The organism is Ruegeria sp. HKCCD7296 (assembly GCF_013110775.1).
In the GTDB taxonomy this organism is placed as follows: domain Bacteria; phylum Pseudomonadota; class Alphaproteobacteria; order Rhodobacterales; family Rhodobacteraceae; genus Ruegeria.
Window position 1 is genome coordinate 371163 of the sequence record NZ_WVRF01000001.1, and the last position, 23656, is coordinate 394818.

The following is a 23656-nucleotide window of genomic DNA, read 5'->3' on the forward strand; positions in this document are numbered from 1 at the left end:
CTAAAGCGCGCAAAATAAGGGGCAAGTTATGCAGGCAGGTTTGGTAGTTTTATGCCTGGGCTACGTACTCAGCCAGTTTTTCCGCGCGTTTCTGGCTGTTCTCAGCCTCGACCTGGAACAGGATATTGGCGCAACACCCGAGGATCTGGCGTTTGCCTCGGGCCTTTGGTTCCTGGTTTTTGCTGCGATGCAAATCCCGGTAGGCTGGGCGCTGGATCGGGTTGGCCCCCGCCTGACCGCAGCGGTGCTGCTGCTGATTGGTGGTGCAGGAGGGGCGGCGCTTTTTGCCGCTGCGTCTTCGCCAATGCATATCAGCATTGCAATGGGTCTGATTGGCGTTGGCTGCTCGCCGGTCCTGATGGCCTCATATTTTATCTTTGCCCGAGAATACCCTCCGGCGCGGTTTGCCACTTTGGCGGCTGTGATGCTTGGCGTGGGGTCTGTTGGCAACCTCGTGGCATCCTACCCCACCGCACTCGCGGTCGAGTGGATGGGATGGCGCGTAACGATGGTTGGGCTGGCCGTGATTTCGGCTGCAATTTCTCTTGGCCTTTTGCTGACTGTGCATGATCCGAAAAAGGTTGAGACGGACCAAAAGGGGTCATTGTTGGACCTTGTGAAGGAGCCCGCCCTCTGGTTGATCCTGCCACTGATGTTGGTCGCATACGCGCCTTCTGGCGCTTTGCGGGGCCTTTGGGCCGGGCCATATCTGAACGATGTTTTCGGGTTAAGCACGACGCAAATCGGCACCGCGACCCTGATCATGGGGACCGCAATGATTGCTGGCACTTTTGTCTACGGGCCATTGGATCGCGTTTTTGGTACCCGAAAGTGGGTTGTTTTTGCGGGCAATGCGCTGGGGGCAGTGGCGCTGACCTTGCTGTGCCTGTGGATTGACAACGCAATCTGGCTGTCTGTTCTGCTGCTGGCCGTCATAGGCTTTGCCGGGGCCAGCTTTCCGGTCATCATGGCCCATGGTCGGGCCTTTGTACCACCGCACCTGGTTGGCCGCGGCGTGACCCTTTTGAACCTGTTCGGCATCGGTGGCGTCGGCGTTGCCCAGTTCGTCACCGGTCGGATTCATGCTGCCACCGTTCAGACTGGGTCAACCGCGCCTTACACGGCGATATTCGGGTTTTTTGCCATATCGCTTGCCATTGGTTGCGTGATCTATCTATTCAGCCGGGATAGTGTCGACTGAAGCAGCCATCAGGAGAGCCCGGTGAAAGACCCCGTCGTCATAGCCCCAAATCTGAAACGCAGGCTTTCGGGCGTGACCGCAACCATCGCAAGGCTGGTTCCGCTTCAGGCAAAATCAATCGACATCGCCGCCACGGGTCCGGGCCTGCCCGCCGACATCCCGCATATCCCACTGGGTCGCCTGCCCTTTCTGTCACGCCGTCCAACACGCGTTTGGCACGCCCGCCGCAACACCGAGATGCTTCTGGGCTTGATCCTGCGGAACGTGTTCCGCCTGAAACTCAAACTGCTGTTCACCAGCGCATCCCAACGCCCCCACACGGGCTATACCAAATGGTTGATCGGCAAGATGGACGCGATTGTAGCGACGTCGCAAAAAACTGCCGGGTATCTTGAGCGCGACGCGCAGGTTGTCATGCACGGCATCAACCTTGAGGACTTTACGCCCCCACAGGACAAGGCCGCCGTTCGGGCAAAACTGCGGCTGCCGGACGGATTGCTGTTGGGATGCTACGGCCGCATCCGGCACCAAAAAGGTACAGATGCCTTTGTTGACGCGATGATTGATCTGTGTGGGCGGTTCGACACCGTTTCAGGTATCGTCATGGGCCGGGCCACCGAGAAGCACACCGCATTTCTGGCCGAGCTGAAAGACAAGGTTGCTAAAGCAGGCTTGTCTGATCGCATCCTGTTCATGCCCGAGGTCACGGTCGATCAGATTGCCGAATGGTATCAGGTTCTGGACCTGTTCATCGCGCCCCAACGGTGGGAGGGGTTCGGGCTCACCCCCCTAGAAGCCATGGCTTGCGGTGCGCCGGTTGTGGCAACAGATGTTGGCGCGTTTTCCGAGATCGTGACCGACCCCTCGCTGGGCCGGGTGGTGGCACCCGACGACATTCCCGCGCTGGCAGACGCGGCGGCGGAGATGCTGGAAAACCGTGATTCCCTGTCGAAGGCCGGTCAGGCCGCCCGCACCCATGTCGAACAGAATTTCGATATTCACGGTGAGGCAGAGACGTTGGTTGCGCTCTACCAGCGTCTTCTGAGCGCTTGAAGCACCTCAATTCGACGTCAAACGTTCGATTCCACGCCAAAAGCCCTTTTTTCTTCGCCGCAACGCAGCTATGAACGCGCGTCCTTAACTTTGGAGACATGAAATGGGCTATCGCGTCGTTGTCGCCGGCGCCACAGGTAACGTGGGCCGCGAAATGCTGAACATCCTGGCGGAACGCCAGTTCCCGGTCGATGAACTTGCTGCTCTGGCAAGCCGTCGTTCCTTGGGCACAGAGGTAAGCTTTGGCGACAAGACACTGACGACCCAGGACATCGACACGTTCGACTTCACCGGCTGGGACATGGCGTTGTTCGCCATCGGCTCGGACGCCACCAAGACCTATGCCCCTAAGGCCGCAGCTGCGGGCTGCGTGGTGATCGATAACTCGTCGCTCTATCGCTATGACCCTGACATTCCTCTGATCGTGCCGGAGTGTAACCCCGAGGCGATCCACGACTATAAGAACAAGAACATCATCGCGAACCCCAACTGCTCGACCGCGCAGATGGTTGTCGCGCTGAAACCGCTGCATGACCGCGCCAAGATCAAACGCGTTGTGGTGTCGACCTATCAGTCGGTGTCGGGTGCCGGTAAAGAAGGCATGGACGAACTTTGGGATCAGACCAAGGCGATCTACAACCCGACAACCGAAGTTGAGCCGAAGAAGTTTCAAAAGCAGATCGCGTTCAACGTCATTCCTCAAATCGACGTCTTCATGGAAGACGGTTCGACCAAGGAAGAGTGGAAGATGGTGGTCGAGACCAAGAAGATCGTCGATCCGTCGATCAAGGTTACAGCCACCTGTGTCCGCGTTCCGGTTTTCGTCGGCCATTCCGAGGCCGTGAATATCGAGTTCGAGGAATTCCTGGACGAAGACGAAGCCCGCGACATCCTGCGCGAGGCACCGGGCATCATGGTGATCGACAAGCGCGAAGCCGGTGGCTACGTCTCGCCCATCGAATGCGCGGGTGACTTTGCTACGTTCATCAGCCGTATCCGTCAGGATTCGACCGTGGAAAATGGCATCAACCTGTGGTGCGTCTCGGACAACCTGCGCAAGGGCGCGGCCCTGAACGCGGTACAGATCGCTGAACTGCTGGGCCGTGAGGTTCTGAAAAAGGGCTGACGTTCCGGCCCCAATAAACACCAAGAAGAAACCCGCTGTTTGGTCAGCGGGTTTTTTTGTTTCAGTCAGCCTAGATTGCAAACCAAACGGGCTCTAGTCGCGCATACAGTTTCTTGGACAGGACATTGAGGCCACAGAACTGCCCTTCCAAATACTGCACCCCGACCTGATTAGTCATAAGCGGACGAAGCAGTCTTTCATACAGTGCCCAATTCCCCCGTCGCAGTTTACACAATCGGCGACGGTTCGAACCATTCGAAGTTCGAGATGCACAACCTTTCACTCCCATGTGTTCATTTTTATTGTTCGGCACCTCCCTCAACTTACTTTAGGGCAAATGACGTTCGCAGTAATACTTAAAAAATCGTGCTGGGGTTTCTGACATGCTCAAAGGCATCTCGAAGCGTACTACAATAGGCGTATTGGTTGCCGTGGCAGCCGTAATCGGCGTAGGCGTCACTTGGTTCATACTTTATGGACCTGGGACTTGGACTGGTAACATCTCCAATCGCAAACTTTCCGATACGACCGCCAATGCTAGCCTGCCGAGACAGGCAAACGGGCAATCTGCCAATCTTCTATCGGCCTTTCACGGGCTTGACGCTTTGCCGCGGCTTTCCAATGTGATTTGCAAAGGTTCAAAGGGTTATTCTGGGATGCCTGTTATCTTCTCGACCGAGATAGACGTCGCCACGATGCAGGCGGGTGACTTTCAGGTCAGGACTAGGTCTGGCGAAATTGGGATCATGCACTGCGTGTCTGTTCTTCCCGCCACTGATCCGGGAGAGCTGCGTACCGTACTCTTGATCGGGCGGTTGGGCCCTTCGGACACTGACCCACCAGTCAGCGTTGAAATCGTGGGTCATCTGCATTCGATCGACGGGTCGATGGATTTTCGCGGAGCCAGTACGCCAGTAATACCCCTTGAAGACGGGCCATCGATCGCATGGGCTGAGGTTGTGGAAGACTGGACACTTGTTGGCACGCTGGGCCCACCTCGGGTCAGGGGCAGCCTCTGCCAAACAGAGGGCATCGTTCAGGCGGTCCGTGTTGTGTGGGAGGGCGGCGTGACGCTGGAAGACGGTACCGAGCCCGGCGAGGCTGAGCGCGATCTCTACGCGATCACCGTCGAAGCGGCGGATGGGACCCGGCGCGAGGTGAAGCCAGCAGAGCTGGCAAACTTAGGCGATGGAGACAACAACCACATGCTCTGTATGGATACAAAAGACCAGCCCATCTCGGTATCCTTCCCAGAGGGAATCCTGACAGACCCAAATGGCGACCTTAACCCGGTCACAAAGGTGGCTATCACACCTCTACCTTGACCACTTGAATACCGAATTTTGGGGTTTGGGACTCGCCTCCTTAGTGCACGCACCGGATAACGTTGAGATCTTAACCCATGACAATCCTTACGCAACGCGTGCAAGTAACCGCTGTGGGCGCGAGGCGGCCCTCAATGAGGTAAATTTGCCCGGTCTGTTGACAAAGACGGGCTGGCTTGCCACCTAAATAACAAACCTTGATCGCGGCAGATGTGACCAATCACACCTCAGGCGGTGTCCCGCGCAAGGCGGCTGAGGCAGAGCATGCAGGTTTCGACCAAACGCAGAATTGGCAGAACTCTGACCATCGGATGCGCGAGTGTTCTGATGGCGCTTGTCTTCATTGGCTTTACCGGGCAAATCTTTGCCGTTGGGGACTCGATTGCCCTTTTACGCCCGCAAGCTGGTATTTTGCTGGTACTCTATTCAGCGCTGTTGCTGTACCTGCGCGCCAGGTATCTCGCTTTGACAACTTTTGCCGTTGCCGCGATGGCCCTTGGTTCGATCGCCACCAGCTATGCTGCACCCTCTGCCGATTGCAACGGCACTTGCCTGACGCTTTATCAGAAAAACCTGATGAGCAAAGCTTGGCCGCGCTATTCATTGGCGGACGACATTGTCGCATCCGACGCCCAGGTTGTGACATTGCAGGAAGTGTCCAGCCACAACCAGAAATACATGAGCAACCTGTTCGAACACTACCCGTCCAAGACTGTTTGCGGCTTTCGACCCGAACAAAGCGTTGCCATCCTGACAACCCTGCCCATCGTGGAAAACTCTGAGTTCTGTCTGAAAGGCTCGGGGCTGGTTGGCATTCAGGTCGAGGCCCCTGACGGTACTTCAGTCTGGATTGTATCGATTCACCTGAATTGGCCGTTTCCTTATGATCAAGCGCAGCAAAGTCAGGTTATCGCTGATCGCATTGCGGATTTGGACGGCCCTGTCCTGATTGCCGGCGATTTCAACATGGTACCATGGGGGGCAAGCGTTCAGCGGATCGCTGCGGCGGCGGACAATCAAAGCTTTGGAACCGCCCTGAATACGCATCATCTTGGCAGTTGGAAGTTGCCGCTGCCGATAGACAACCTACTCTTCCCCAAAGGCACAATCGGAACGGTCGAATTGCGCCCTTTCATGGGATCGGACCATCTGGGAAAGCTTGCCAGGATTCGAATAGAGTGACGTACGCGGGCTGGGCGCTCACACGCTAAACAGGTGTGGTTTTCGACAGAGATTGTGCCGTCCACCGCAGGCCCAAATCAAAAAAGAGCCGCTTCAGACGGGAACAAACTTCTTCTGATAGGGATCAAAGCATTCCAGTCCGCCTGCACCGATATCTGTCCACAAGCCATGCAGGCTCAGCGCGCCTTGCCCGACCGCCTCCGAGATGAACGGAAAGGTCATCAGGTTTTCCAGAGACGCCACAACCGCATGGCGTTCGAACTGCCGCGCCTGATCAACACGGTCTTCGATATCGGCAACCAGCTCGTATTTGGGTTTGAGGATGTCCATCCACCGGCCCACAAAGCTTTCCTTGACCTCCAATTGGGGTGCTTCCCCTTTGCACATGTCGATGCACCCCTGAACACCGCCACATTGCGAATGACCCAACACGATCAGATGCGCGACCTTCAGCGCCGTGACGGCGTATTCGATTGCCGCGCTGGTGCCGTGATGATCACCGTCCGGCGCGTATGGCGGCACCAGATTGGCAATGTTGCGGTGAATAAAGAAATCGCCCTGATCGGCCCCGAACATGGAAGTCACATGCACCCGGCTGTCGCAGCAGGATATTACCATCGCACGAGGGCGCTGCCCCTCTTCTGCCAACCGTTTGTACCAAACCTGGTTCTCGGAATATGTCGTGGCTTTCCACCCGTGATAGCGCTTGACCAGATAGGTCGGCAAAGGCTTGGCAAAGTCCATTGTGTTGTCCCAGTTCTTCTCGCTTCAGGACGCTCTAAACCGAATTCAAGAAAAATTCGAGCCATTATCCAGTTTCACTGCAAGGTTTTGCAAAGGAATTTCCCGCCAATATCAAAACAACGCCGTGGGGGCGTCAAAATTAAGGGTGAATGTGGTGGAAAAGATAATCGCGCTTGAACACAAGGAATCCGTCCGGCTGGACCCGGATCAACTCGGCGGGCTGTATAGCCAATTGGGGGACAAGAACGCGTTGGACGTGCTGTGCCGCACGGTTGAGGAACTGGCCGTGCGTCTTTCAAACTGTGAACGGTTTTGGCGGCACCGCGAATGGGCCGATCTGCGCAAATGTGCCAAATCGCTGGTTGCAATCTCTGAACAGGTCGGGATGACGGCGCTGGCGCGCGTAGCCGCTGATGTGGCCCAAACCGTCGATGCCGGTGATGCGGTGGCGGCTGCTGCGACCTTGGGGCGGCTGATCAGAGTGGGCGAACGTTCATTGACCGCCGTATGGGACCAGCAGGATCTTTCCGTCTGACGGGGGTTGCAGGTGGATCAGGCGCAGCTAGTCTGTGCGTGGAATTCTAACGCCGAGACGCCCATGACCCTGTCCTTCGCTCTACCCTCTGACACCTCTTTTCCGTTGCATGTGATTGCTCAGCCGGACCTGGAAAGCTGGTTGCAAAAGCAATCGCAGCACGTGCAATCTTGGGTCGCTGTGAACGGGTTTTCGGCGGCCCTGGGTCAGACTTTGTTGGTACCAAGCGCAAATGGCGCAGCAGCGATGACGCTGGCAGGCTACGGAACCGAAGAAAAACGCACGCGCAAACGGTTCCCGCTGGCCGCTGCCGCTCTGTCTTTGCCAGAAGGAACCTATCACATCGCATCCGGCGTGCCCGCGGACCAGTTAGAGGTTGAATGCCTCGGCTGGCTGTTGGCCGGTTATGCGTTTGATCACTATGCCTCCCAAACCGGTGGGTCAGCGGAACTGGTCGCACCGGATGGGGTGGATGCAGCTCGTATCGAAGCAATGGCGCAGGCCGAGGCTTTGACACGCGATCTGGTCAACACACCCGCGTCGGATATGGGACCAGCACAGCTGCATCAGGCGGTCGAGGCTTTGGCCGCAGAGTTTGGGGCCACTTGCGACGCAATCCTTGGTGATGCGCTGCTGGATCAGAACTTCCCGATGATCCACACGGTTGGGCGGGCCGCGGAACAGGCCCCGCGATTGATCGAGCTGAACTGGGGCAACAGCGGCCCAAAACTGACGCTCGTGGGCAAAGGTGTATGCTTCGACACAGGCGGGCTGAACCTGAAACCGGGTGCCTCGATGGGGCTGATGAAAAAAGACATGGGCGGGGCCGCCAATGTGCTTGGATTGGCTCGCATGATCATGGCGCTGGATTTGCCGGTGCAGCTGCGTGTCCTGATCCCCGCTGTTGAAAACGCGGTTGCGGGCAACGCGTTCCGGCCCGGTGACATTTTGACCTCACGCAAGGGCCTGACGGTTGAGATCAACAACACCGACGCCGAAGGGCGTCTGGTCCTGGCCGATGCCCTGACGTTGGCGGATGAGGGTGAGCCCGATCTGGTGATCTCGATGGCCACGCTCACAGGCGCGGCGCGCGTCGCCGTGGGCCCCGATCTGGCTCCGTTCTATACGGATGATGAAACTTGCGCGTTGGCGCTGTCCAACGCCGCAGTTGTTTCGGCTGATCCGGTCTGGCGTATGCCGTTTCACACACCTTACGAGGCGATGATCGAACCCGGCATCGCCGATCTGGACAATGCGCCTTCGGGCGGGTTCGCAGGTTCGATCACCGCCGCCTTGTTTCTGCGCAGGTTCGTGGGATCGCGCCGCTATATTCATTTCGACATCTATGCGTGGCAGCCCAGCAAGGAACCCGGGCGCAGCAAGGGTGGGCTGGGTCAAGGGCCGCGCGCGATTCTGAACGCTTTGCCCGAGATGTTGGGCCTATGACTCGCCTGCGCATATCCAAACCTGTGGTCGATCTTTTGCGCGACCCTGAAGGGCCTCGCGACAGGCAGGTGCTTTTCGGTGATACGGTTCAAGTCGCAGAAGAAAAGGACGGCTGGAGCCGGGTCATCGCCGACAAAGACGGGTACACTGGCTGGCTGCAAACGGATCAATTGACCCATGACATCCCCGCCACCCGTTGGATCAAAGCACCGGCGACGCATGCATATGAAAGCGCAAACTTCAAAAGCCGCGATCTGGTATCGCTCAGCTTTGGAAGCAAGATCCATGTTTTGGCGGAAACAGATCGCTATCTGGAAACCGAGTGGGGCTTTGTTCCAAAGGTACACACCGCACCAATCTCAGATACGCCACACGACCCGGTTGCTGTGGCCGAATTGTTCCTGGGGACGCCTTATTTGTGGGGTGGAAACAGCCGGTTTGGTATCGATTGCTCTGGGCTTGTCCAAGCTGCGTTGCTGGCCTGCGGCATTCCCTGTCCCGGAGACAGCGGTGATCAGGAACGTGCTTTGGGCACGACACTCGCCGACGGGTCAGCCGCACAAAGGGGCGATTTGTTGTTTTGGAAAGGTCATGTGGCCTGGGTATCCGGAGAAAACATGATTTTGCATGCCAACGCCAGCCATATGGCGGTTGTGTTTGAACCTATGGATCAGGCCATTGAGCGTATTCAGGCGCAGGGCGATGGTCCGATCACAGCTCACAAAAGGCTCTAATCAAGGTTGACCGCCCGGATCAACTTGCGTTCCAACACTCTAAGCACCGCGCGCAAATCGTGGCCGCGTTTCAGGATGCGACCGTCCATTCCGACCACAGAATACATCCCCTGCCGGGACCTAAGCCGCGGGTGCTTTTCGACGCGATAGATCGGATGTTCAGCAGTGCGCCGGAAGATCGAGAACACTGCCATGTCGCGCAGGTTCGAGATACCATAGTCCCGCCATTCTCCGGCGGCGACCATCCGGCCATATACGGACAGGATTTGGGACATCTCATGCCGGTCAAAGGCGACGGGCATCTGCGCTGCACTTGCCGAAAACCGGCTGGGAGGCTGCATATTCATACCTCCAGCCTTGCCGGAAATCGCGTTTGAATCAAGCCTGATGCGTTATGACCCAAGAATTCAGGCGGAAGTGTTACCGGCGACCAACCTGACGGCAAATCAGGATCACAGGCAGTAGACCAACGGCTAGAATGACCAGAGATGGCACGGCTGCGCCCTCCAACCTCTCGTCCGAGGCCAGTCTGTAGGCTTGCACCGCCAATGTGTCGAAGTTGAACGGACGCATGATCAGCGTGGCGGGCAATTCTTTCATCACGTCCACGAATACGATCAACAGCGCCGTCAACAGGGAAGGCGTCAGAATAGGCAAATGAACACGCCGCAAGGTCCCCAGCGGTGACTGACCCAGTGACCGCGCAGCGGCATCCATATTGGCGTGCACCGTACTTTGCCCACCTTCATAGGCGCTGAGAGCAGCTGCCAGGAACCGCACCATATAGGCAGCGACAAGCAACCAGATCGAACCTGTGACCAGCAATCCGGTGGACACATCGAAGGTCTTACGCATCCAGGCATCCAGCGCGTTGTCGAACCCGGCGAATGGTACGATCAGACCCACCGCAATCACGCCCCCAGGCACAGCATATCCCAACCGCGCCAGATAAGCCGTCGCTGAGGATGCCCGCCCGGGCCTGAGACGTTGGAAGAACCCGATGCTGATCGCCGCAAAGACGGTGATGACCGCTGCCGTCCCGGCCAGAGTCAGCGAGTTCTGGATGAAACCGATATAGCGCCGCGACAGCAGGTTTTGTTCCGACTCCAGCCCCATCTCAACCAGAATGATCACAGGCAATAAGAACCCGAACAGAACCGGTATCGCACATAGCAGAAAGGCCCCTAAGGCGCGCAGGCCCGTCAGGTCGGCTGCCGGTTGCGCGACATGTTGTTTACCGGCCTGATAATATTTCGCCTTGCCGCGTTGCGTGCGCTCGGCCACGGCCATCACCAGAGCAAAAACCAGCAGGCACAGCGCCAATTGCGCCGCCGCCGCACGGTCCGCCATGGAAAACCAACTGGTGTAGATACCGGTCGCAAAGGTCTGCACGCCGAAATACGAAACGGTGCCAAAATCCGCGATGGTCTCCATCACCGCCAGCAGAACGCCGCCCGCAATTGCCGGCCGTGCCATTGGCAGCGAAACGCGCCGAAACGCCAGCCACGGGTTGTTGCCCAACGCCCGGGCCGCCAAAAACGCCGTTGCGCTTTGCTGCAGAAAGGCCGCCCGTGCCAGCAGATAGACATAGGGGTAAAGCACAAGGATCAGCATCACCGCCGCGCCCTCGGTCGAGCGTATTTCCGGGAACCAATAGTCGCGCGGCCCCCAGCCTGTCACGTCCCGCAATGTGCTTTGAACGATCCCCGGGTGGTCCAGAATGAACGTGTAGGCATAAGCCAAAACATAGGCGGGAAAGGCCAGTGGCAGCACAAGTGCGATTTCCAAAAAGCGTACGCCGGGGAAGCGGGTCATCGTAACCAGCCAAGCGGCTCCGGTGCCGATACTAAAGGTACCTGCTGCAACCAGTACAACAAGGATCAGGGTCGTGACCGTATAACTCGGCAACACCGTTTGCATCAGATGCGAGATCGTATCCGTCCCACCCGTCACTGCTGCCAATACCACGGCAAGCATGGGCAACAGGCAAGCCCCCGCCACGATATACGCGATCCCCGCCAACAGCCGGGTTCCGCGTACGCCACGATTGCGCGATCCGTTTTGTGAGTATTCGATTTCGGCCATCATCCCGGCTGTTAACTGACAAAGGCGAAGGGTCCGCCTTTAATCGACCAAAAAGCTCGGAAACACCAGTACGTAGGCCAATAAATCTGCGGCATTAAATGCCGCAGACCCATTTTCTAAGGCTATTCGTAAACCCGCTGGTCCTCGATGACCAAGCCATCTTTGGGAAGCGAACCCGGGGCCACGACCTCGATCGCGCCTTTCAGCTTCAGCACTTCGGCAACTGACTTGGCGTAGGCGGGGTTTTCGCCGCCCGCGCTTTCGATTTGGACGGTCATCGTGTCCATCTCACCCTGACGCATCGCGATGACGCGGGCTTTGACAATCTCGTCATGCTTGTCGACCAGCGCCGCCACTTGCTCTGGGCGAACGAACATACCCTTGATCTTGGTGGTCTGGTCCGCGCGGCCCATCCAGCCCTTGATCCTTGTGTTGGTGCGGCCGCAAGGCGAAACGCCCGGCATCACCGCCGACAAATCACCTGTTGCAAAGCGGATCAACGGGTAATCGGGGTTCAAAGAGGTCACAACAACCTCGCCCACTTCACCCGGAGCGACCGGAGTACCAGTTCCGGGGGTGACAATCTCGACGATCACATGTTCATCGATGATCATTCCCTCCATCGCTGGGCTTTCATATGCAATGTTGCCCAGATCGGCTGTCGCATAACATTGCAGGCACGAAATCCCGCGATCAGCATATTCCTGACGCAGTGACGGAAACAGCGCCCCGCCACCAACGGCGGCCTTTGAGAAGTTCAGCGAAACGCCCATCTCATCGGCTTTGTCCAGAATGACTTTCAGATAATCCGGCGTTCCTGCGTAGGCCGTACAACCGACATCCCGCGCCGCTGTCACCTGCAATTCCGTCTGTCCAGTGCCCGCAGGCAAAACGGCTGCGCCAACCGCGCGTGCACCATTTTCAAAGATCATGCCCGCCGGGGTCAGGTGATAGCCAAAGCAGTTCTGCACGATATCTCCAACGCCCACACCTGCAGCATTCAGGAAGCGACCCATGCGCCACCAGTCGTGATCCGTGCTGCCCGGTTCATAAATTGGGCCCGGCGACTGGAATACATGATGAAAATGCCGCGCGGGCTTCACCGTAAACCCACCAAAGGGCGGCCGTTCGGCTTGCGCGCGGGTCAGGTCCGACTTTCGCAACACCGGCAAAAGCGGCAAATCTTCCGTTGAAACTACTTTATTAGTGTCTGAATCCGACAGGTGCGCCGCGAACCCGGGCGCGGATGACACGCGCTTGATCTGTTCCACAAGCGCTGCCGCCTGATCTGAGGCGCGTTGGTCTACCGAGCGCGTTTCGAGTGCATCGAAATAGGTCATCGCCATATCCTCCATCCGCTCACAGCCACCTCTTGCGGCGGCGATAAGATCGCACGTCGCGGAAGCTTTTGCGGCCTTCATCTGACATGCCGAGGTAGAATTCTTTCACATCTGGGTTTTCGCGCAGCTCGGAAGCAGGGCCATCCATCACCACGCGCCCGGATTCCAAAATGTATCCGTAATGTGCAAACCGCAGAGCCACGTTTGTATTCTGTTCTGCCAAAAGGAAGGACACGCCTTCTTTTTCGTTCAGGTCCTTCACAATGCCGAAAATCTCTTCGACCAGCTGCGGCGCAAGACCCATCGAGGGCTCGTCCAGCAGGATCGTTTCAGGTCGCGACATCAAGGCCCGACCCATCGCGACCATCTGTTGCTCACCGCCCGAGGTATAGCCCGCTTGCGACTTGCGACGTTCTTTGAGGCGCGGGAAATAATTATAGACCAGTTCCAGATCCTGCTGAACCGCTGCGGACCCATCTTTGCGGGTATAGGCCCCCGTCAGCAGGTTTTCTTCAACAGTCAGGTGTTCAAAACAGTGGCGGCCTTCCATCACCTGGATGACGCCTTTTTCCACCAGGTCAGCCGGATCGCTTTCATGCACGCTTACACCGCGATACTTGATCGACCCTTTCGTGACCTCTCCGCGTTCCGAATGCAGCAGGTTCGACACAGCCTTGAGCGTTGTCGTCTTGCCAGCGCCATTGCCGCCCAGCAATGCCGTGATGCCCCCTTTTGGAACAGTCAGGCTGACGCCCTTCAGCACGAGGATTACGTGATTGTAGATCACCTCGATATTGTTGACTTCAAGCAGGGTTTCCGCCTGCACGTCAGTGGTATTTGCCGCATCCAGCATCAGCGCGTGTCCTCATGCCTGCCCAGCTTGGGGCGTCTGTAAGGAGCGGCAGCGAAACCGCCACTCCGAATGTTAGGGTGCCCCGGATAGGTTCCGGGACACTGGGTTGGTTTACTCGCAGCGCTGCGAGATGTTGTTTTCGGCCGCATAGGCTGCCGAGTCTTCCTCGATCAGCGCGTTGATGACCTCGACGTCAGTTGGCTTGAAATCCTGAACAGGGTTCCATGTTCCAGCGGCTGCATCCCACTGAACAACACCAACAAGACCCGGACCGCCGTGATTGTCACATGAGACCGAGAACTCGGGCCCGAACCCTGCCATGCCCAGCGCTTCCATCTTGGCGTTGGTGATTTCAAGCGCTTCCATGCCATCGCGCATCATCGACGCGTCGATATCTGCTGTGCCATGCATCTCTTGTGCAGTTTTGACCGCCTCGGCTGCCAGCATCGCCGCATAGAGACCGCGATTATACTGCACCGTGCCCAGCTGATCGCCTGCACCTGCGGCCTTGCCAGAATCGACAACGTATTTCTGCAGGTCCTCATAAACCGGGTAGTCGTCACCCAGACCGGTGAAGGTCAGCGCCTTGTAGCCGGTGGCCTTTTCACCTGCGGGTTGCACGTCGAATTCAGCACCAGACCACCAGACACCGATGAAGTTTTCCATCGGGAAACGGATGTTGGCAGCTTCCTGAACCGCAACTTGGTTCATGACACCCCAGCCCCACATGATGACAAAGTCAGGCTTTTCACGGCGAATTTGCAGCCATTGCGACTTCTGCTCCTGACCGGGGTGATCGACCGGCAGCAAAGTCAGGTCATAGCCATGCTTTTCGGCCAGTGTCTCGAGCGTGCGGATCGGCTCTTTGCCGTAAGCCGAGTTGTGATAGACCAGCGCAATCTTCTTGCCGCTCAGGTCTCCGCCATTGCTGTCCAACAGATAGTTGATCGCGCCGGATGCACCGTTCCAGTAGTTGGCAGGATAGTTGAACACGTGGCTGAACACTTTACCGTTCGCCGCTGAGGTTCGGCCATATCCCATCGTGTGCAGAGGAATGCCATCAGCCGTCACTTTTGGGATCAGCTGATACGTGATGCCGGTCGACAACGGCTGATACACCAGCGCGCCTTCGCCCTTGGTCGATTCATAGCATTCCACACCTTTTTCGGTGTTGTACCCGGTTTCGCATTCCAGCACGCGGGCGGGAACGCCACCGATGCCGCCATCGCGTTCGTTCAGCAGGGTGAAATAGTCGGCATAACCGTCAGCAAACGGGATACCGCCTGCAGCATAAGGGCCAGTCCGGTAGCTGAGCGACGGGAACACAAGGTCGGCCATGACCGGACCTGCGGCCATCACGGCGCCCAGCGCCAGGGTTGCCAGTTTCTTGTTCATCGGGTGTCTCCTCCCTTGATTAATCCGATGTTGGTTTTCGGGCTTGTTGCACCCGTCTTTTCGTTGGGCCGGCCCCTCAATGCGGGAACGGCCAGAGTCTGAGTTTCTCTTTGGCCACGCGCCACAATTGGGCCAGCCCGTGTGGTTCGAGGATCAGGAACATGATGATCAGTGCACCCACAATCACGAGGTTAAGGTGCGCCACGATATCTGTCGGCCAGCCAAGCAGGTCGACGCCAAGCAGTTTTAGAACCACAGGCAGCAAAACCAGGAAGGCCGCCCCGGCGAATGACCCAAAGATCGAGCCTAACCCGCCAATAATCACCATGAACAGCACCAGGAATGATTTCTGGATACCAAAGACCTCACCCACTTCGACCGCACCCAGGTAAACCGCAAAGAACAGCGCGCCCGAGATGCCGACAAAGAACGAACTGACGGCAAATGCAGTGAGCTTGGCCTTGAGCGGGTTCACTCCAATGATTTCGGCTGCGATGTCCATGTCGCGGATCGCCATCCAGGTCCGACCCGTTGTTCCACGGGTCAGGTTACGCGCAATTATGGCGCAGACTGTCAGGAAGATCAGGCAGAACAGGTATGTGGCCCAGGCCGGCGCATTCGGACCGGTGATGATGATGCCGAACACGTCCCGCTCGGGCGCGTTGATCTGACCTGATGCCGAATAGTTGTAGAACCACGGCACTCGGTTGAAGAGCCAAACCAGAAAGAACTGTGCCGCCAACGTGGCCACGGCCAGATAAAACCCTTTGATTCGCAGTGACGGTAAGCCGAACAAAACGCCCACAAAGGCTGTTATGCCCCCGGCAAGGATCACGTGGATGAACATGCTCACATCGGGGAAAGCGGTCATCAGCTTGTAGCAGGCATAGGCCCCGACCGCCATGAAACCACCGGTGCCCAGGCTGACCTGTCCGCAATAGCCCACCAGAATGTTCAGCCCGATCGCGGCAATCGCATAGATCAGGAACGGCAGCAGCAGCGCGTTGGCCCAATAGTCGTTGATGATGAAGGGAATAATACCAAAAGCCACCGCCAGGACGACGTAATACCGGTACCGGTCGAACTTGATCGGGAAGGTCTGGCTGTCATCAATGTACGAGGTTTTGAAATCCCCGGCTTCACGATAGAACATGTCTTACTTTCCCCATTCTTCCTGTGCCCGGTTACGGGCTGCGGCATCCAATTGGTTGGATCCTTTGGCATATCCGCTCGCCTCTGAGGCGCGCACCAGTTTCAAGTAGGCCAGAACCCCCATGATCAGGCCCGCAAAGGCTAGGATCGCGGCGATGGTCAGCTGGCCTTCTGTCAGGTCGTCTGATGTGAGGGCGATGTACCCGAAGGCCCAGAACCCGGCCCATGCGATCACGTTGATGATGGCGATCAGCTTGGTCATGCCCTACACCCTCTCAATGATCTTCTCGCCGAACAGGCCTTGCGGTCGAAACACCAGGAAGATCAGTGCAAGAACATAGGCGAACCAGTTCTCGGTCGCGCCGCCCAGCGCCGGGCCAAGCGCGAATTCGAACAGTTTTTCGCCCACACCGATGATCAGCCCGCCCACAATGGCACCGGGGATCGAGGTGAAACCGCCCAGCATCAGCACCGGCAGGGCCTTGAGCGCGATGAGCGAAAGCGAGAACTGAACGCCTGATTTGGTGCCCCACATGATCCCTGCGACCAGAGCGACGAAGCCTGCCACCGACCAGACCATGATCCAGATGAAGTTCAGTGAGATCCCGACCGACAGTGCCGCCTGGTGGTCATCCGCCACCGCGCGCATCGCACGGCCCTGTTTGGTGTACTGGCTGAACGCCACCAGCGCAGCCACCAACAGTGCGGCAATCACTGTGGCTACAATGTCCAGATTGTCGATGAAGAAGCCGTAATCGAATATGTTAAAGGTCGTCTCGTCGATCCACAGGTTGATCCCTTGTGGCAGACCAACATCAAGCGTCTTGATCTCGGACCCCCACATCAGGTCGGCCACGCCCTCAAGGAAATAGGCCAGACCGATGGTCGCCATGAACAGAATGATCGGCTCTTGCCCGACCAGATGGCGCATCACGAAGCGCTGCACCGCCCAGGCCAACAGCACCATGATCGCCATCGTCAGAATGATCGCCACCAGCGCAGGCACGTTCCAGCCGAAGTAATGAATATGAGTGCCGAATATAGCGTTGATCAGATGCGCAAACGGCACCTGACCTTTCATGATCCCAACCAGCGTCATCGCAGCGAACAGGGCCATAACCCCCTGCGCATAATTGAAAATCCCCGAAGCCTTGTAGATCAGCACAAAGCCCAGCGCGACCAGAGCATAGAGCACCCCGGCCATGAGACCGTTGAGGATGACCTCCATCGCAAATACGAGTTGTTCAGGCATTTGCGCCTCCCCAAATTTCTGTCTGGATATCAATCATGGCTGACCCCCAGATAGGCGTCGATGACCTCTTGATTGTTGCGCACCTCGTCCGGTGTGCCGTCCCCGATCTTCTTGCCATAATCCATCACGACCACCCGATCGCTCAGGTCCATCACAACGCCCATGTCATGTTCGATCAGGGCAATCGTTGTGCCAAACTCATCATTCACGTCGAGGATAAAGCGGCTCATGTCCTCTTTCTCTTCAACGTTCATGCCTGCCATGGGTTCATCCAGCAGCAGCAGCTTGGGTTCCGCAGCCAGCGCTCGCGCCAGTTCGACGCGTTTTTTCAAACCATAAGGCAGTCGGGACACCGGTGTTTTGCGGATGTGCTGAATCTCAAGGAAATCGATAATCTTCTCGACCGCCTCACGGTTCTCCGTCTCTTCCGCCTCGGCCTTGCCCTTCCACCAAGCCTGCTGAAACATGTTGGTTTTCATAAAGCTCAGCCGCCCGGTCATGACATTGTCCAGAACGCTCATACCTTCGAACAGAGCAATGTTCTGAAAAGTCCGTGCGATGCCTTGTTGCGCAACCTCATAAGGCCGCATTGGCGGGCGCTTTGATCCGTGGAACCAAACTTCGCCCTCTTGCGGGACGTAAAAGCCCGAGATCACGTTCAGCATCGAGGACTTACCCGCCCCGTTCGGCCCAATGATCGCGCGGATCTCACCTTCGCGAATGTCGAACGAGATATCCTTGATCGCCACCACACCACCAAAACGCAGCGTGATGTTCTTCATTTCCATCACCACACCGCCAATCTGGCGGCCGTCTTCGGTGACATATCCTTCGGAATTATCCAGCATCAGTTACTCCCTGACACGAAAACGAGAAGATGGGCGGCAGGTCGAGCGGCGCTCATTCCGCCGCAACCTTGTGCTGCGCGACCGGCACAACCGGTGCGTCTACGATCTCCAGAGTTGCAGAAATCGAGCCCTTGCGGCCATCCTCATAGGTCACTTCGGTGGTGGTCGAAACGCTCTCGGACCCGTCATATAGCGCGGCAATGATGTCGTGGAACTTGTCCTCGACAAAGCCGCGGCGCACTTTGCGGGTCCGGGTCATCTCGCCATCATCGGCATCCAGTTCCTTGTGCAGAACCACAAAGCGATGCACCTGGCAGCCCGACAGCATTTCATCTGCCGCGACCGATTTGTTGACCTCTTCCACATGGCCACGAATCGTCTCTAACACGCGGGGATGACCCGCCAGTTCTTGATAGGACGCATAGGCCACGTTGTTGCGTTCAGCCCAGTTCCCAACGGCCGTCAGGTCGATGTTGATGAAGGCGACACAGCGATCCTTGCCGTTTCCGAACAGGACAACTTCAAGGATATCGGGATAGAATTTCAGTTTGTTCTCGACATATTTCGGCGCAAACATCGACCCGTCGGCCATTTTGCCCACATCCTTTGCACGATCGATGATCCGCAAGTGACCCGAGGTCTCTTCAATGAACCCCGCATCCCCGGTGGCCACCCACCCCTCGGCATCCTTTGTCGAGGCCGTCGAATCGGGATTGTTGTAGTACTCAACAAACACGCCAGGCGAGCGATAGTGAATCTCACCCTTATCGTCGATCTTCAACTCCACATCCGGCGCGGGAACGCCAACTGTATCGGCACGCACCTCGCCATCCGGCTGTACGGTGATGAAGACGGTTGCCTCGGTCTGACCGTAAAGCTGTTTCAGGTTGATGCCCAAAGAGCGATAGAAATCAAAGATTTCCGGCCCAATCGCCTCACCCGCCGTATAGCCGACGCGAAAACGGCCATAGCCCAACGTATCCTTGAGCGGGCCGTAGACCAGCAGATTGCCCAACGCGTATTTCAGCTTGTCACCAAGTCCCACTGGTTTGCCATCCAGCAACAGACCGCCGACCTTCTTGGCATGCGCCATGAAGTGATGGAACATCCCTTGCTTCAACTTGCCGGCATCCTCCATCCGGATCATCACGTTGGTCAGCTGGGTTTCGAACACACGCGGCGGTGCAAAGAAATAGGTCGGCCCGATCTCGCGCAGGTCGGTCATCATGGTATCGGCGCTTTCTGGGCAGTTCACGCAGAAGCCGCACCAATAGGCCTGACCGATCGAGAAAATGAAGTCACCCACCCAAGCCATTGGCAGATAAGACAGAATGTCCTCGTTCCGTGTCAGGTGATCAAATTCAGCAGAATTCTTTGCGCTTTCAATGACATTGCGGTTCGACAGCACCACACCCTTGGGTTTGCCTGTGGTGCCCGAGGTATAAAGCATCACGCAGGTATCGTCATAGGTGATCGCTGCGATGCGCTTGTCCAGTTCCGCGTCAAACCGTGCATGACCGGCACTGCCCTCGGCCATGATGTCATCAAGGGCGTTCATCTGGCTGTGGTCATACTTCCGCATCCCGCGCTTATCGGTGTAGAGGATATGTTTGACTTGATGCAGGTTTTCCTGAATCTCGATGACCTTGTCGACCTGTTCTTGATCGCCGCATACGACGTAATTCGCGCCGCAGTGTTCAAGCACGTAAGCCATCTCTTCGACCACCGAATCCTGATACAGCGGCACCGGAACCGCGCCAACCATCTGCGCGGCAACCATCGACCAGTAATGCGCAGGGCGGTTGCGACCTATGACAGCAATATGGTCGCCTTTCTCAACGCCCAATTCCAGAAACCCAAGCGCAATCGCTCGAATCTCTTTGGCGGCCTCTGCCCAGGACCAGCATTGCCAGATTCCGAATTCTTTTTCCCGATAGGCCGGGGCATCCCCGAACTGGGTCACATTGCGGTGTAGCAGCGCCGGAAGAGACTGCATCCCTTCAGCGCCCGACTGCGTCTGAGCCAATCTTTTTCTCCTCCCCATCCGGCCCCTCCTCCGAGCCGGAAACGACAGATCGGGAACACGCCCCGGGTGTCGATGTCCCGATAAGGGACGCAGGAAAGATCAACGTCAAGTTTTGCCTGATGTTTTCTCAATTCTTACGAATTGTAACAGGGTTGGATGCACGGTGTTTCGAGCTGTACAAGCTGTGCAACCTGCCAGAATTCATTGGCGGTTGGCGTTTTTTGGCGGAAAAATCAGGTTTGATCTCTTGATCTGCAGCACGGATTTTCTCCTATCATGTGGTCAGCAATTACTAAATTTGAAGGGATCAACTTGTGCATTTTTTCAGACTTTTCTCTGATCACAAAGGTGAAAGCCATTGGGAAGATGTGCCCGTGATTCTGAACGAACGCAGCTTTGCCCCACCGGCCCGAGAGATCGAGATTTCGGAACCAGAGCCCACCCGACAAGTTCTATTTCTCAGGTTGAGGGCGGGGTGGAACGAGCCAATTCATCCTACACCTGTCAAACAAAGACTCATCTGCTTGAAGGGCGCGGTGAAAGTTACCGCAAGCGATGGTGAAGCTCGGGAAATCTGGCCAGGTGACGTTTGGCACATGGAAGACAAACACGGGAAAGGCCATCACACAGAGGTGATCAGCCGAGGCGATTTTGAAGCGGTGGTTATTCAATATGAATGATCCTGGCCCGCGCGATCGTCGTGATCAGGACAAATCATAAAATAATCCGCGTTAGGTCTAAGTCGGATACGCTTCTTTAGGTACAAAAACGCTGCTCGAACCTATAGCCAGTCCCTCAAAATCGGGATCAAAGGCACATCCGCCGCGGGCATCGGATAATTCCGTAGGTCCTTCGCGCGCACCCATTTCAGCGCCTGACCTTCTTTCGATTGCGGTATCCCCTCCCACTTGCGACAAGCAAACAAAGGCATCAACAAGTGGAAATCATCATAGCTGTGGCTGGCAAAGGTCAGCGGCGCGAGGCACGAGGCCCAGGTGTCGATGCCCAGTTCCTCGTGCAATTCGCGGATCAGCGCGGCTTCGGGGGTTTCGCCGGGTTCGATCTTGCCGCCGGGAAATTCCCAGAGACCGGCCATGGATTTGCCCTCGGGACGTTGAGCCAGCAGGACACGGCCCTCGATGTCGATCAGGGCAACAGCAGACACTAACACTGTCTTCATGAACGGTAATCCGCGTTGATCTCGATGTAGCCATGGGTCAGGTCGCAGGTCCAAACGGTGGATTTGCCTTCGCCAAGTCCCAGATCGACCGCGATCACAAGGTCTTGACCCTTCATATATTCGGCCGCATCGTCCTCACGGTAGTCAGGGCTGACCCAACCTTTTTCCGCCACCAGAATGTCACCGAAAGAGATGCTCAGCAGGTCACGATCCGCCGCCGCGCCAGATTTGCCAATGGCCATGACGATACGACCCCAGTTGGGGTCCTCGCCCGCGATGGCGGTTTTGACCAGCGGAGAGTTGGCGATGGCCAGCCCGTGGGTTTTGGCGTCGGCGTCCTTGGCGGCTCCGGTCACACGAATTTCCACAAATTTTGTGGCCCCTTCCCCGTCACGCACGACCTGTTGCGCGAGGTCCAGCATCACGGTTTCCAGCGCTTCGGCAAAGGCGGCATTGCCAGTGGCGTTCACGCCAGATGCCCCGGTGGCGCACAGAAGCAGGCTGTCCGAGGTCGACGTATCGCTGTCCACGGTAATGCAGTTGAAGGTCCGGTCGGTCTGTGCGCTTAGCATGGATTGCAGCGCGGATTGTTCAACCTGCGCGTCTGTGAAAATATAGACCAGCATTGTCGCCATATCGGGCGCGATCATGCCGGACCCCTTCGCAATCCCAGCAATAGAGACTGTTTTTCCGCCAATCTCGACCTGAGCAGACGCCCCTTTCGGGAAGGTGTCGGTGGTCATGATGGCCCGTGCTGCATCCTCGATAGCATGGCGGCTCAGGCCGGATTTCAACGTCTCAAGCTGCGAAACGATACGGTCATGGGGCAACGGTTCACCAATCACCCCGGTGGACGAGGTAAAGACGCGTTCTTCCGGAACGCCGGTGGCCTTGGATACGGCTTGCGTCACCTCGGCCACCGAGGTCTGGCCATAGTGACCGGTAAAGGCATTGGCATTGCCCGAGTTCACCAGGATCGCCGCGGGCCCATCACTGGATCCACCGATCTTGTCCTGACAGTCCAGCACCGGCGCAGCCCGTGTGGCCGAGCGGGTAAAGACCCCGGCCACCGAAGTGCCCGGGTCCAGAACCGCCAGCATGACGTCGGTACGGCCCTGATAACGCACGCCGGCCTCGACAGTTGCGAAACGCACACCGTCAATCGCGGGCAGGTCAGGGAATGACGCTGGGGCCAGCGGTGAAACCTTGGTAATCTTGGCCACGGGTCTTTACTCCTGAATCAGGTCCAGTTGGCGCATCATTTCGTGGCCTGCACCATCCAGCGCGGGACGCTCGATCTGTGCCTGTTGCGTAAGCTCATCAATACGGGCCTGAATGACGTCCTGCTGGATCGTCTGCACAAGTTCTTCGCGCACAACGTCCAATTCAGGCGCTTCGGTCTTGCGCTTGTCATTCAGCTTGACCAGATGCCAGCCAAATTGGGTCTGAACCGGATCCGAGACCTGCCCTTTTTCAAGCGCGATCACGGCGCCCTCGAATTCGGGCACCATTTGGCCCTTGCCAAACCAACCCAGCGCACCCCCTTTGGGGCCGGACGGCCCAGTCGAGTTTTCGCGCGCAAGCTCGGCAAAGTCGGCACCTTCATCCAGCTGCACCTTAAGCTCTTTTGCTTTTTCCTCGGTCTCGACAAGGATGTGGCTGGCATCAAATTCGTCTTCGCCTGCGAAATCTTTGAATTGCGCATCATAGGCCGCTTGAATGGCATCATCCGTGACCGCAGCCTCTGTCAACGCGGCGACCGTCTGTACCGCACGCAGCGATCGCTCTTCATTCTCTAAACGCAGGGCGTTTTCAGTGTTCAGGTCATCTTGCTGCTGACCTAGCAATTGTTGCTGGATCAATTGTTCCAGAACAAAGTCGAACAAAACGTCGTCTTCTGCCTGCTGATACTGCGGGGGCAAAACGGCAACGGTCGCTATCACGTGACCAAGTGTGATCTCGTCACCGTTCACACGCGCAACAACTGTGGACGCATCGGGTTGGGTTTCGGCGGCCAGCGGCAGCGCCATCATGGCAGTCAGAGCCAGCGATGGCAGAAAAGTGAGGCCATTGGGCATTGAATCATCCTATTTCCTTGCCGCGACAGGGCGCAGCGTTGACACTCTGGAACCTGCCGCTTACATCGCTTTGAAGCCTTGGACAGGGCCGCCTTTCACCC

General features: G+C 57.1%; 23 protein-coding genes. 9 read left to right on the top strand and 14 right to left on the bottom strand.

Annotated elements, in window-relative coordinates; all coding sequences use genetic code 11:
* The first annotated feature begins 28 nt into the window (after positions 1–28).
* From GS632_RS01875 to GS632_RS01895, 5 genes are all read left to right on the top strand, one after another.
* The gene (locus GS632_RS01875; RefSeq protein WP_171721607.1) at positions 29–1201 is read left to right on the top strand and encodes an MFS transporter; all 1173 of its coding nucleotides are present in this window, start codon (positions 29–31) and stop codon (positions 1199–1201) included.
* 21 nt (positions 1202–1222) lie between these two features.
* Positions 1223–2254, top strand: a complete 1032-nt coding sequence (locus GS632_RS01880; RefSeq protein ID WP_171721606.1) for a glycosyltransferase family 4 protein — start codon at positions 1223–1225, stop codon at positions 2252–2254.
* A gap of 103 nt (positions 2255–2357) precedes the next feature.
* Positions 2358–3380 carry an aspartate-semialdehyde dehydrogenase gene (locus GS632_RS01885; RefSeq protein WP_171721605.1) on the top strand — a complete coding sequence of 341 codons (1023 nt, stop codon included), beginning with the start codon at positions 2358–2360 and terminating at the stop codon, positions 3378–3380.
* A gap of 656 nt (positions 3381–4036) precedes the next feature.
* Positions 4037–4705, top strand: a complete 669-nt coding sequence (locus GS632_RS01890) for a hypothetical protein (protein WP_171721604.1) — start codon at positions 4037–4039, stop codon at positions 4703–4705.
* 264 nt (positions 4706–4969) lie between these two features.
* On the top strand, positions 4970–5887 hold the full coding sequence (locus tag GS632_RS01895) for an endonuclease/exonuclease/phosphatase family protein (RefSeq protein ID WP_171721603.1): 918 nt from the start codon (positions 4970–4972) through the stop codon (positions 5885–5887).
* Positions 5888–5980: 93 nt separating this feature from the next.
* Here the strand turns inward: GS632_RS01895 and GS632_RS01900 are convergent, their stop codons facing one another.
* Positions 5981–6631: a carbonic anhydrase gene (locus GS632_RS01900; protein WP_171620355.1), complete on the bottom strand. Its 651-nt coding sequence runs from the start codon at positions 6629–6631 to the stop codon at positions 5981–5983.
* 145 nt (positions 6632–6776) lie between these two features.
* Here GS632_RS01900 and GS632_RS01905 point away from each other — a divergent pair, with 145 nt between their 5' ends.
* From GS632_RS01905 to GS632_RS01915, 3 genes are all read left to right on the top strand, one after another.
* Entirely contained in the window at positions 6777–7166 is a 390-nt protein-coding gene (locus tag GS632_RS01905) for a hypothetical protein (protein WP_171178855.1), read from the top strand.
* Positions 7167–7229: 63 nt separating this feature from the next.
* Entirely contained in the window at positions 7230–8612 is a 1383-nt protein-coding gene (locus GS632_RS01910; protein ID WP_171721602.1) for a M17 family metallopeptidase, read from the top strand.
* A complete protein-coding gene (locus GS632_RS01915; RefSeq protein WP_171178525.1) occupies positions 8609–9346 on the top strand; it encodes a C40 family peptidase in 738 nt (245 codons plus the stop codon). Before GS632_RS01910 ends, GS632_RS01915 begins: the two co-directional genes overlap by 4 nt.
* On the opposite strand, the gene GS632_RS01920 is transcribed toward GS632_RS01915, so the two are convergent.
* From GS632_RS01920 to GS632_RS01965, 10 genes are all read right to left on the bottom strand, one after another.
* Positions 9343–9693 carry a DUF2794 domain-containing protein gene (locus GS632_RS01920; RefSeq protein ID WP_171178528.1) on the bottom strand — a complete coding sequence of 117 codons (351 nt, stop codon included), beginning with the start codon at positions 9691–9693 and terminating at the stop codon, positions 9343–9345. The two genes, GS632_RS01915 and GS632_RS01920, sit on opposite strands and share 4 nt — an antisense overlap.
* A gap of 73 nt (positions 9694–9766) precedes the next feature.
* A complete protein-coding gene (locus tag GS632_RS01925) occupies positions 9767–11431 on the bottom strand; it encodes an iron ABC transporter permease (protein ID WP_171178530.1) in 1665 nt (554 codons plus the stop codon).
* A gap of 122 nt (positions 11432–11553) precedes the next feature.
* The gene (locus GS632_RS01930) at positions 11554–12771 is read right to left on the bottom strand and encodes a phenylacetate--CoA ligase family protein (protein ID WP_171721601.1); all 1218 of its coding nucleotides are present in this window, start codon (positions 12769–12771) and stop codon (positions 11554–11556) included.
* Between the two features lie 19 nt (positions 12772–12790).
* Positions 12791–13624, bottom strand: coding sequence for an ABC transporter ATP-binding protein (locus tag GS632_RS01935; RefSeq protein WP_171620361.1), 834 nt, complete (start codon positions 13622–13624; stop codon positions 12791–12793).
* 111 nt (positions 13625–13735) lie between these two features.
* Entirely contained in the window at positions 13736–15019 is a 1284-nt protein-coding gene (locus GS632_RS01940) for an ABC transporter substrate-binding protein (RefSeq protein WP_171178534.1), read from the bottom strand.
* Positions 15020–15095: 76 nt separating this feature from the next.
* The gene (locus GS632_RS01945; protein ID WP_171178536.1) at positions 15096–16172 is read right to left on the bottom strand and encodes a branched-chain amino acid ABC transporter permease; all 1077 of its coding nucleotides are present in this window, start codon (positions 16170–16172) and stop codon (positions 15096–15098) included.
* Between the two features lie 3 nt (positions 16173–16175).
* Positions 16176–16433 (bottom strand): hypothetical protein, encoded by a 258-nt coding sequence (locus GS632_RS01950; protein ID WP_171178538.1) that lies wholly within the window; start codon positions 16431–16433, stop codon positions 16176–16178.
* A 3-nt stretch (positions 16434–16436) separates the two neighbouring features.
* On the bottom strand, positions 16437–17423 hold the full coding sequence (locus GS632_RS01955; protein WP_171721600.1) for a branched-chain amino acid ABC transporter permease: 987 nt from the start codon (positions 17421–17423) through the stop codon (positions 16437–16439).
* Between the two features lie 29 nt (positions 17424–17452).
* Positions 17453–18271 (bottom strand): ABC transporter ATP-binding protein, encoded by an 819-nt coding sequence (locus tag GS632_RS01960; RefSeq protein WP_171092927.1) that lies wholly within the window; start codon positions 18269–18271, stop codon positions 17453–17455.
* A 52-nt stretch (positions 18272–18323) separates the two neighbouring features.
* Positions 18324–20267 (bottom strand): AMP-binding protein, encoded by a 1944-nt coding sequence (locus tag GS632_RS01965; protein ID WP_171721713.1) that lies wholly within the window; start codon positions 20265–20267, stop codon positions 18324–18326.
* Between the two features lie 344 nt (positions 20268–20611).
* Between GS632_RS01965 and GS632_RS01970 the strand changes: the two genes are divergently transcribed.
* Complete coding sequence (locus GS632_RS01970; protein WP_171721599.1) at positions 20612–20977, top strand: cupin; 366 nt, start codon at positions 20612–20614, stop codon at positions 20975–20977.
* A gap of 101 nt (positions 20978–21078) precedes the next feature.
* Here GS632_RS01970 and mutT read toward each other — a convergent pair whose 3' ends face one another.
* Genes mutT through GS632_RS01985 form a run of 3 tightly spaced genes read right to left on the bottom strand, consistent with a single transcriptional unit; the run spans position 21079 to position 23555 of the window.
* Positions 21079–21477, bottom strand: coding sequence for an 8-oxo-dGTP diphosphatase MutT (mutT, locus tag GS632_RS01975; protein ID WP_171721598.1), 399 nt, complete (start codon positions 21475–21477; stop codon positions 21079–21081).
* Positions 21474–22700 (bottom strand): bifunctional glutamate N-acetyltransferase/amino-acid acetyltransferase ArgJ, encoded by a 1227-nt coding sequence (gene argJ, locus GS632_RS01980; RefSeq protein WP_171721597.1) that lies wholly within the window; start codon positions 22698–22700, stop codon positions 21474–21476. Before argJ ends, mutT begins: the two co-directional genes overlap by 4 nt.
* A 6-nt stretch (positions 22701–22706) precedes the next feature.
* Positions 22707–23555: a peptidylprolyl isomerase gene (locus GS632_RS01985; RefSeq protein WP_171721596.1), complete on the bottom strand. Its 849-nt coding sequence runs from the start codon at positions 23553–23555 to the stop codon at positions 22707–22709.
* Positions 23556–23656 lie beyond the last annotated feature (101 nt).

What these genes read in the sequence shown, in the direction of transcription:
- GS632_RS01950 (WP_171178538.1), bottom strand. Translation starts at nt 16,433, where the DNA reads ATGACCAAGCTGATCGCCATCATCAACGTGATCGCATGGGCCGGGTTC.
- GS632_RS01945 (WP_171178536.1), bottom strand. Translation starts at nt 16,172, where the DNA reads ATGTTCTATCGTGAAGCCGGGGATTTCAAAACCTCGTACATTGATGAC.
- GS632_RS01930 (WP_171721601.1), bottom strand. Translation starts at nt 12,771, where the DNA reads ATGACCTATTTCGATGCACTCGAAACGCGCTCGGTAGACCAACGCGCC.
- GS632_RS01965 (WP_171721713.1), bottom strand. Translation starts at nt 20,267, where the DNA reads ATGCAGTCTCTTCCGGCGCTGCTACACCGCAATGTGACCCAGTTCGGG.
- GS632_RS01900 (WP_171620355.1), bottom strand. Translation starts at nt 6,631, where the DNA reads ATGGACTTTGCCAAGCCTTTGCCGACCTATCTGGTCAAGCGCTATCAC.
- GS632_RS01955 (WP_171721600.1), bottom strand. Translation starts at nt 17,423, where the DNA reads ATGCCTGAACAACTCGTATTTGCGATGGAGGTCATCCTCAACGGTCTC.
- GS632_RS01935 (WP_171620361.1), bottom strand. Translation starts at nt 13,624, where the DNA reads ATGCTGGATGCGGCAAATACCACTGACGTGCAGGCGGAAACCCTGCTT.
- GS632_RS01915 (WP_171178525.1), top strand. Translation starts at nt 8,609, where the DNA reads ATGACTCGCCTGCGCATATCCAAACCTGTGGTCGATCTTTTGCGCGAC.
- mutT (WP_171721598.1), bottom strand. Translation starts at nt 21,477, where the DNA reads ATGAAGACAGTGTTAGTGTCTGCTGTTGCCCTGATCGACATCGAGGGC.
- GS632_RS01985 (WP_171721596.1), bottom strand. Translation starts at nt 23,555, where the DNA reads ATGCCCAATGGCCTCACTTTTCTGCCATCGCTGGCTCTGACTGCCATG.
- GS632_RS01940 (WP_171178534.1), bottom strand. Translation starts at nt 15,019, where the DNA reads ATGAACAAGAAACTGGCAACCCTGGCGCTGGGCGCCGTGATGGCCGCA.
- GS632_RS01920 (WP_171178528.1), bottom strand. Translation starts at nt 9,693, where the DNA reads ATGAATATGCAGCCTCCCAGCCGGTTTTCGGCAAGTGCAGCGCAGATG.
- GS632_RS01895 (WP_171721603.1), top strand. Translation starts at nt 4,970, where the DNA reads ATGCAGGTTTCGACCAAACGCAGAATTGGCAGAACTCTGACCATCGGA.
- GS632_RS01925 (WP_171178530.1), bottom strand. Translation starts at nt 11,431, where the DNA reads ATGGCCGAAATCGAATACTCACAAAACGGATCGCGCAATCGTGGCGTA.
- GS632_RS01885 (WP_171721605.1), top strand. Translation starts at nt 2,358, where the DNA reads ATGGGCTATCGCGTCGTTGTCGCCGGCGCCACAGGTAACGTGGGCCGC.
- GS632_RS01910 (WP_171721602.1), top strand. Translation starts at nt 7,230, where the DNA reads ATGACCCTGTCCTTCGCTCTACCCTCTGACACCTCTTTTCCGTTGCAT.
- GS632_RS01960 (WP_171092927.1), bottom strand. Translation starts at nt 18,271, where the DNA reads ATGCTGGATAATTCCGAAGGATATGTCACCGAAGACGGCCGCCAGATT.
- GS632_RS01875 (WP_171721607.1), top strand. Translation starts at nt 29, where the DNA reads ATGCAGGCAGGTTTGGTAGTTTTATGCCTGGGCTACGTACTCAGCCAG.
- GS632_RS01890 (WP_171721604.1), top strand. Translation starts at nt 4,037, where the DNA reads ATGCCTGTTATCTTCTCGACCGAGATAGACGTCGCCACGATGCAGGCG.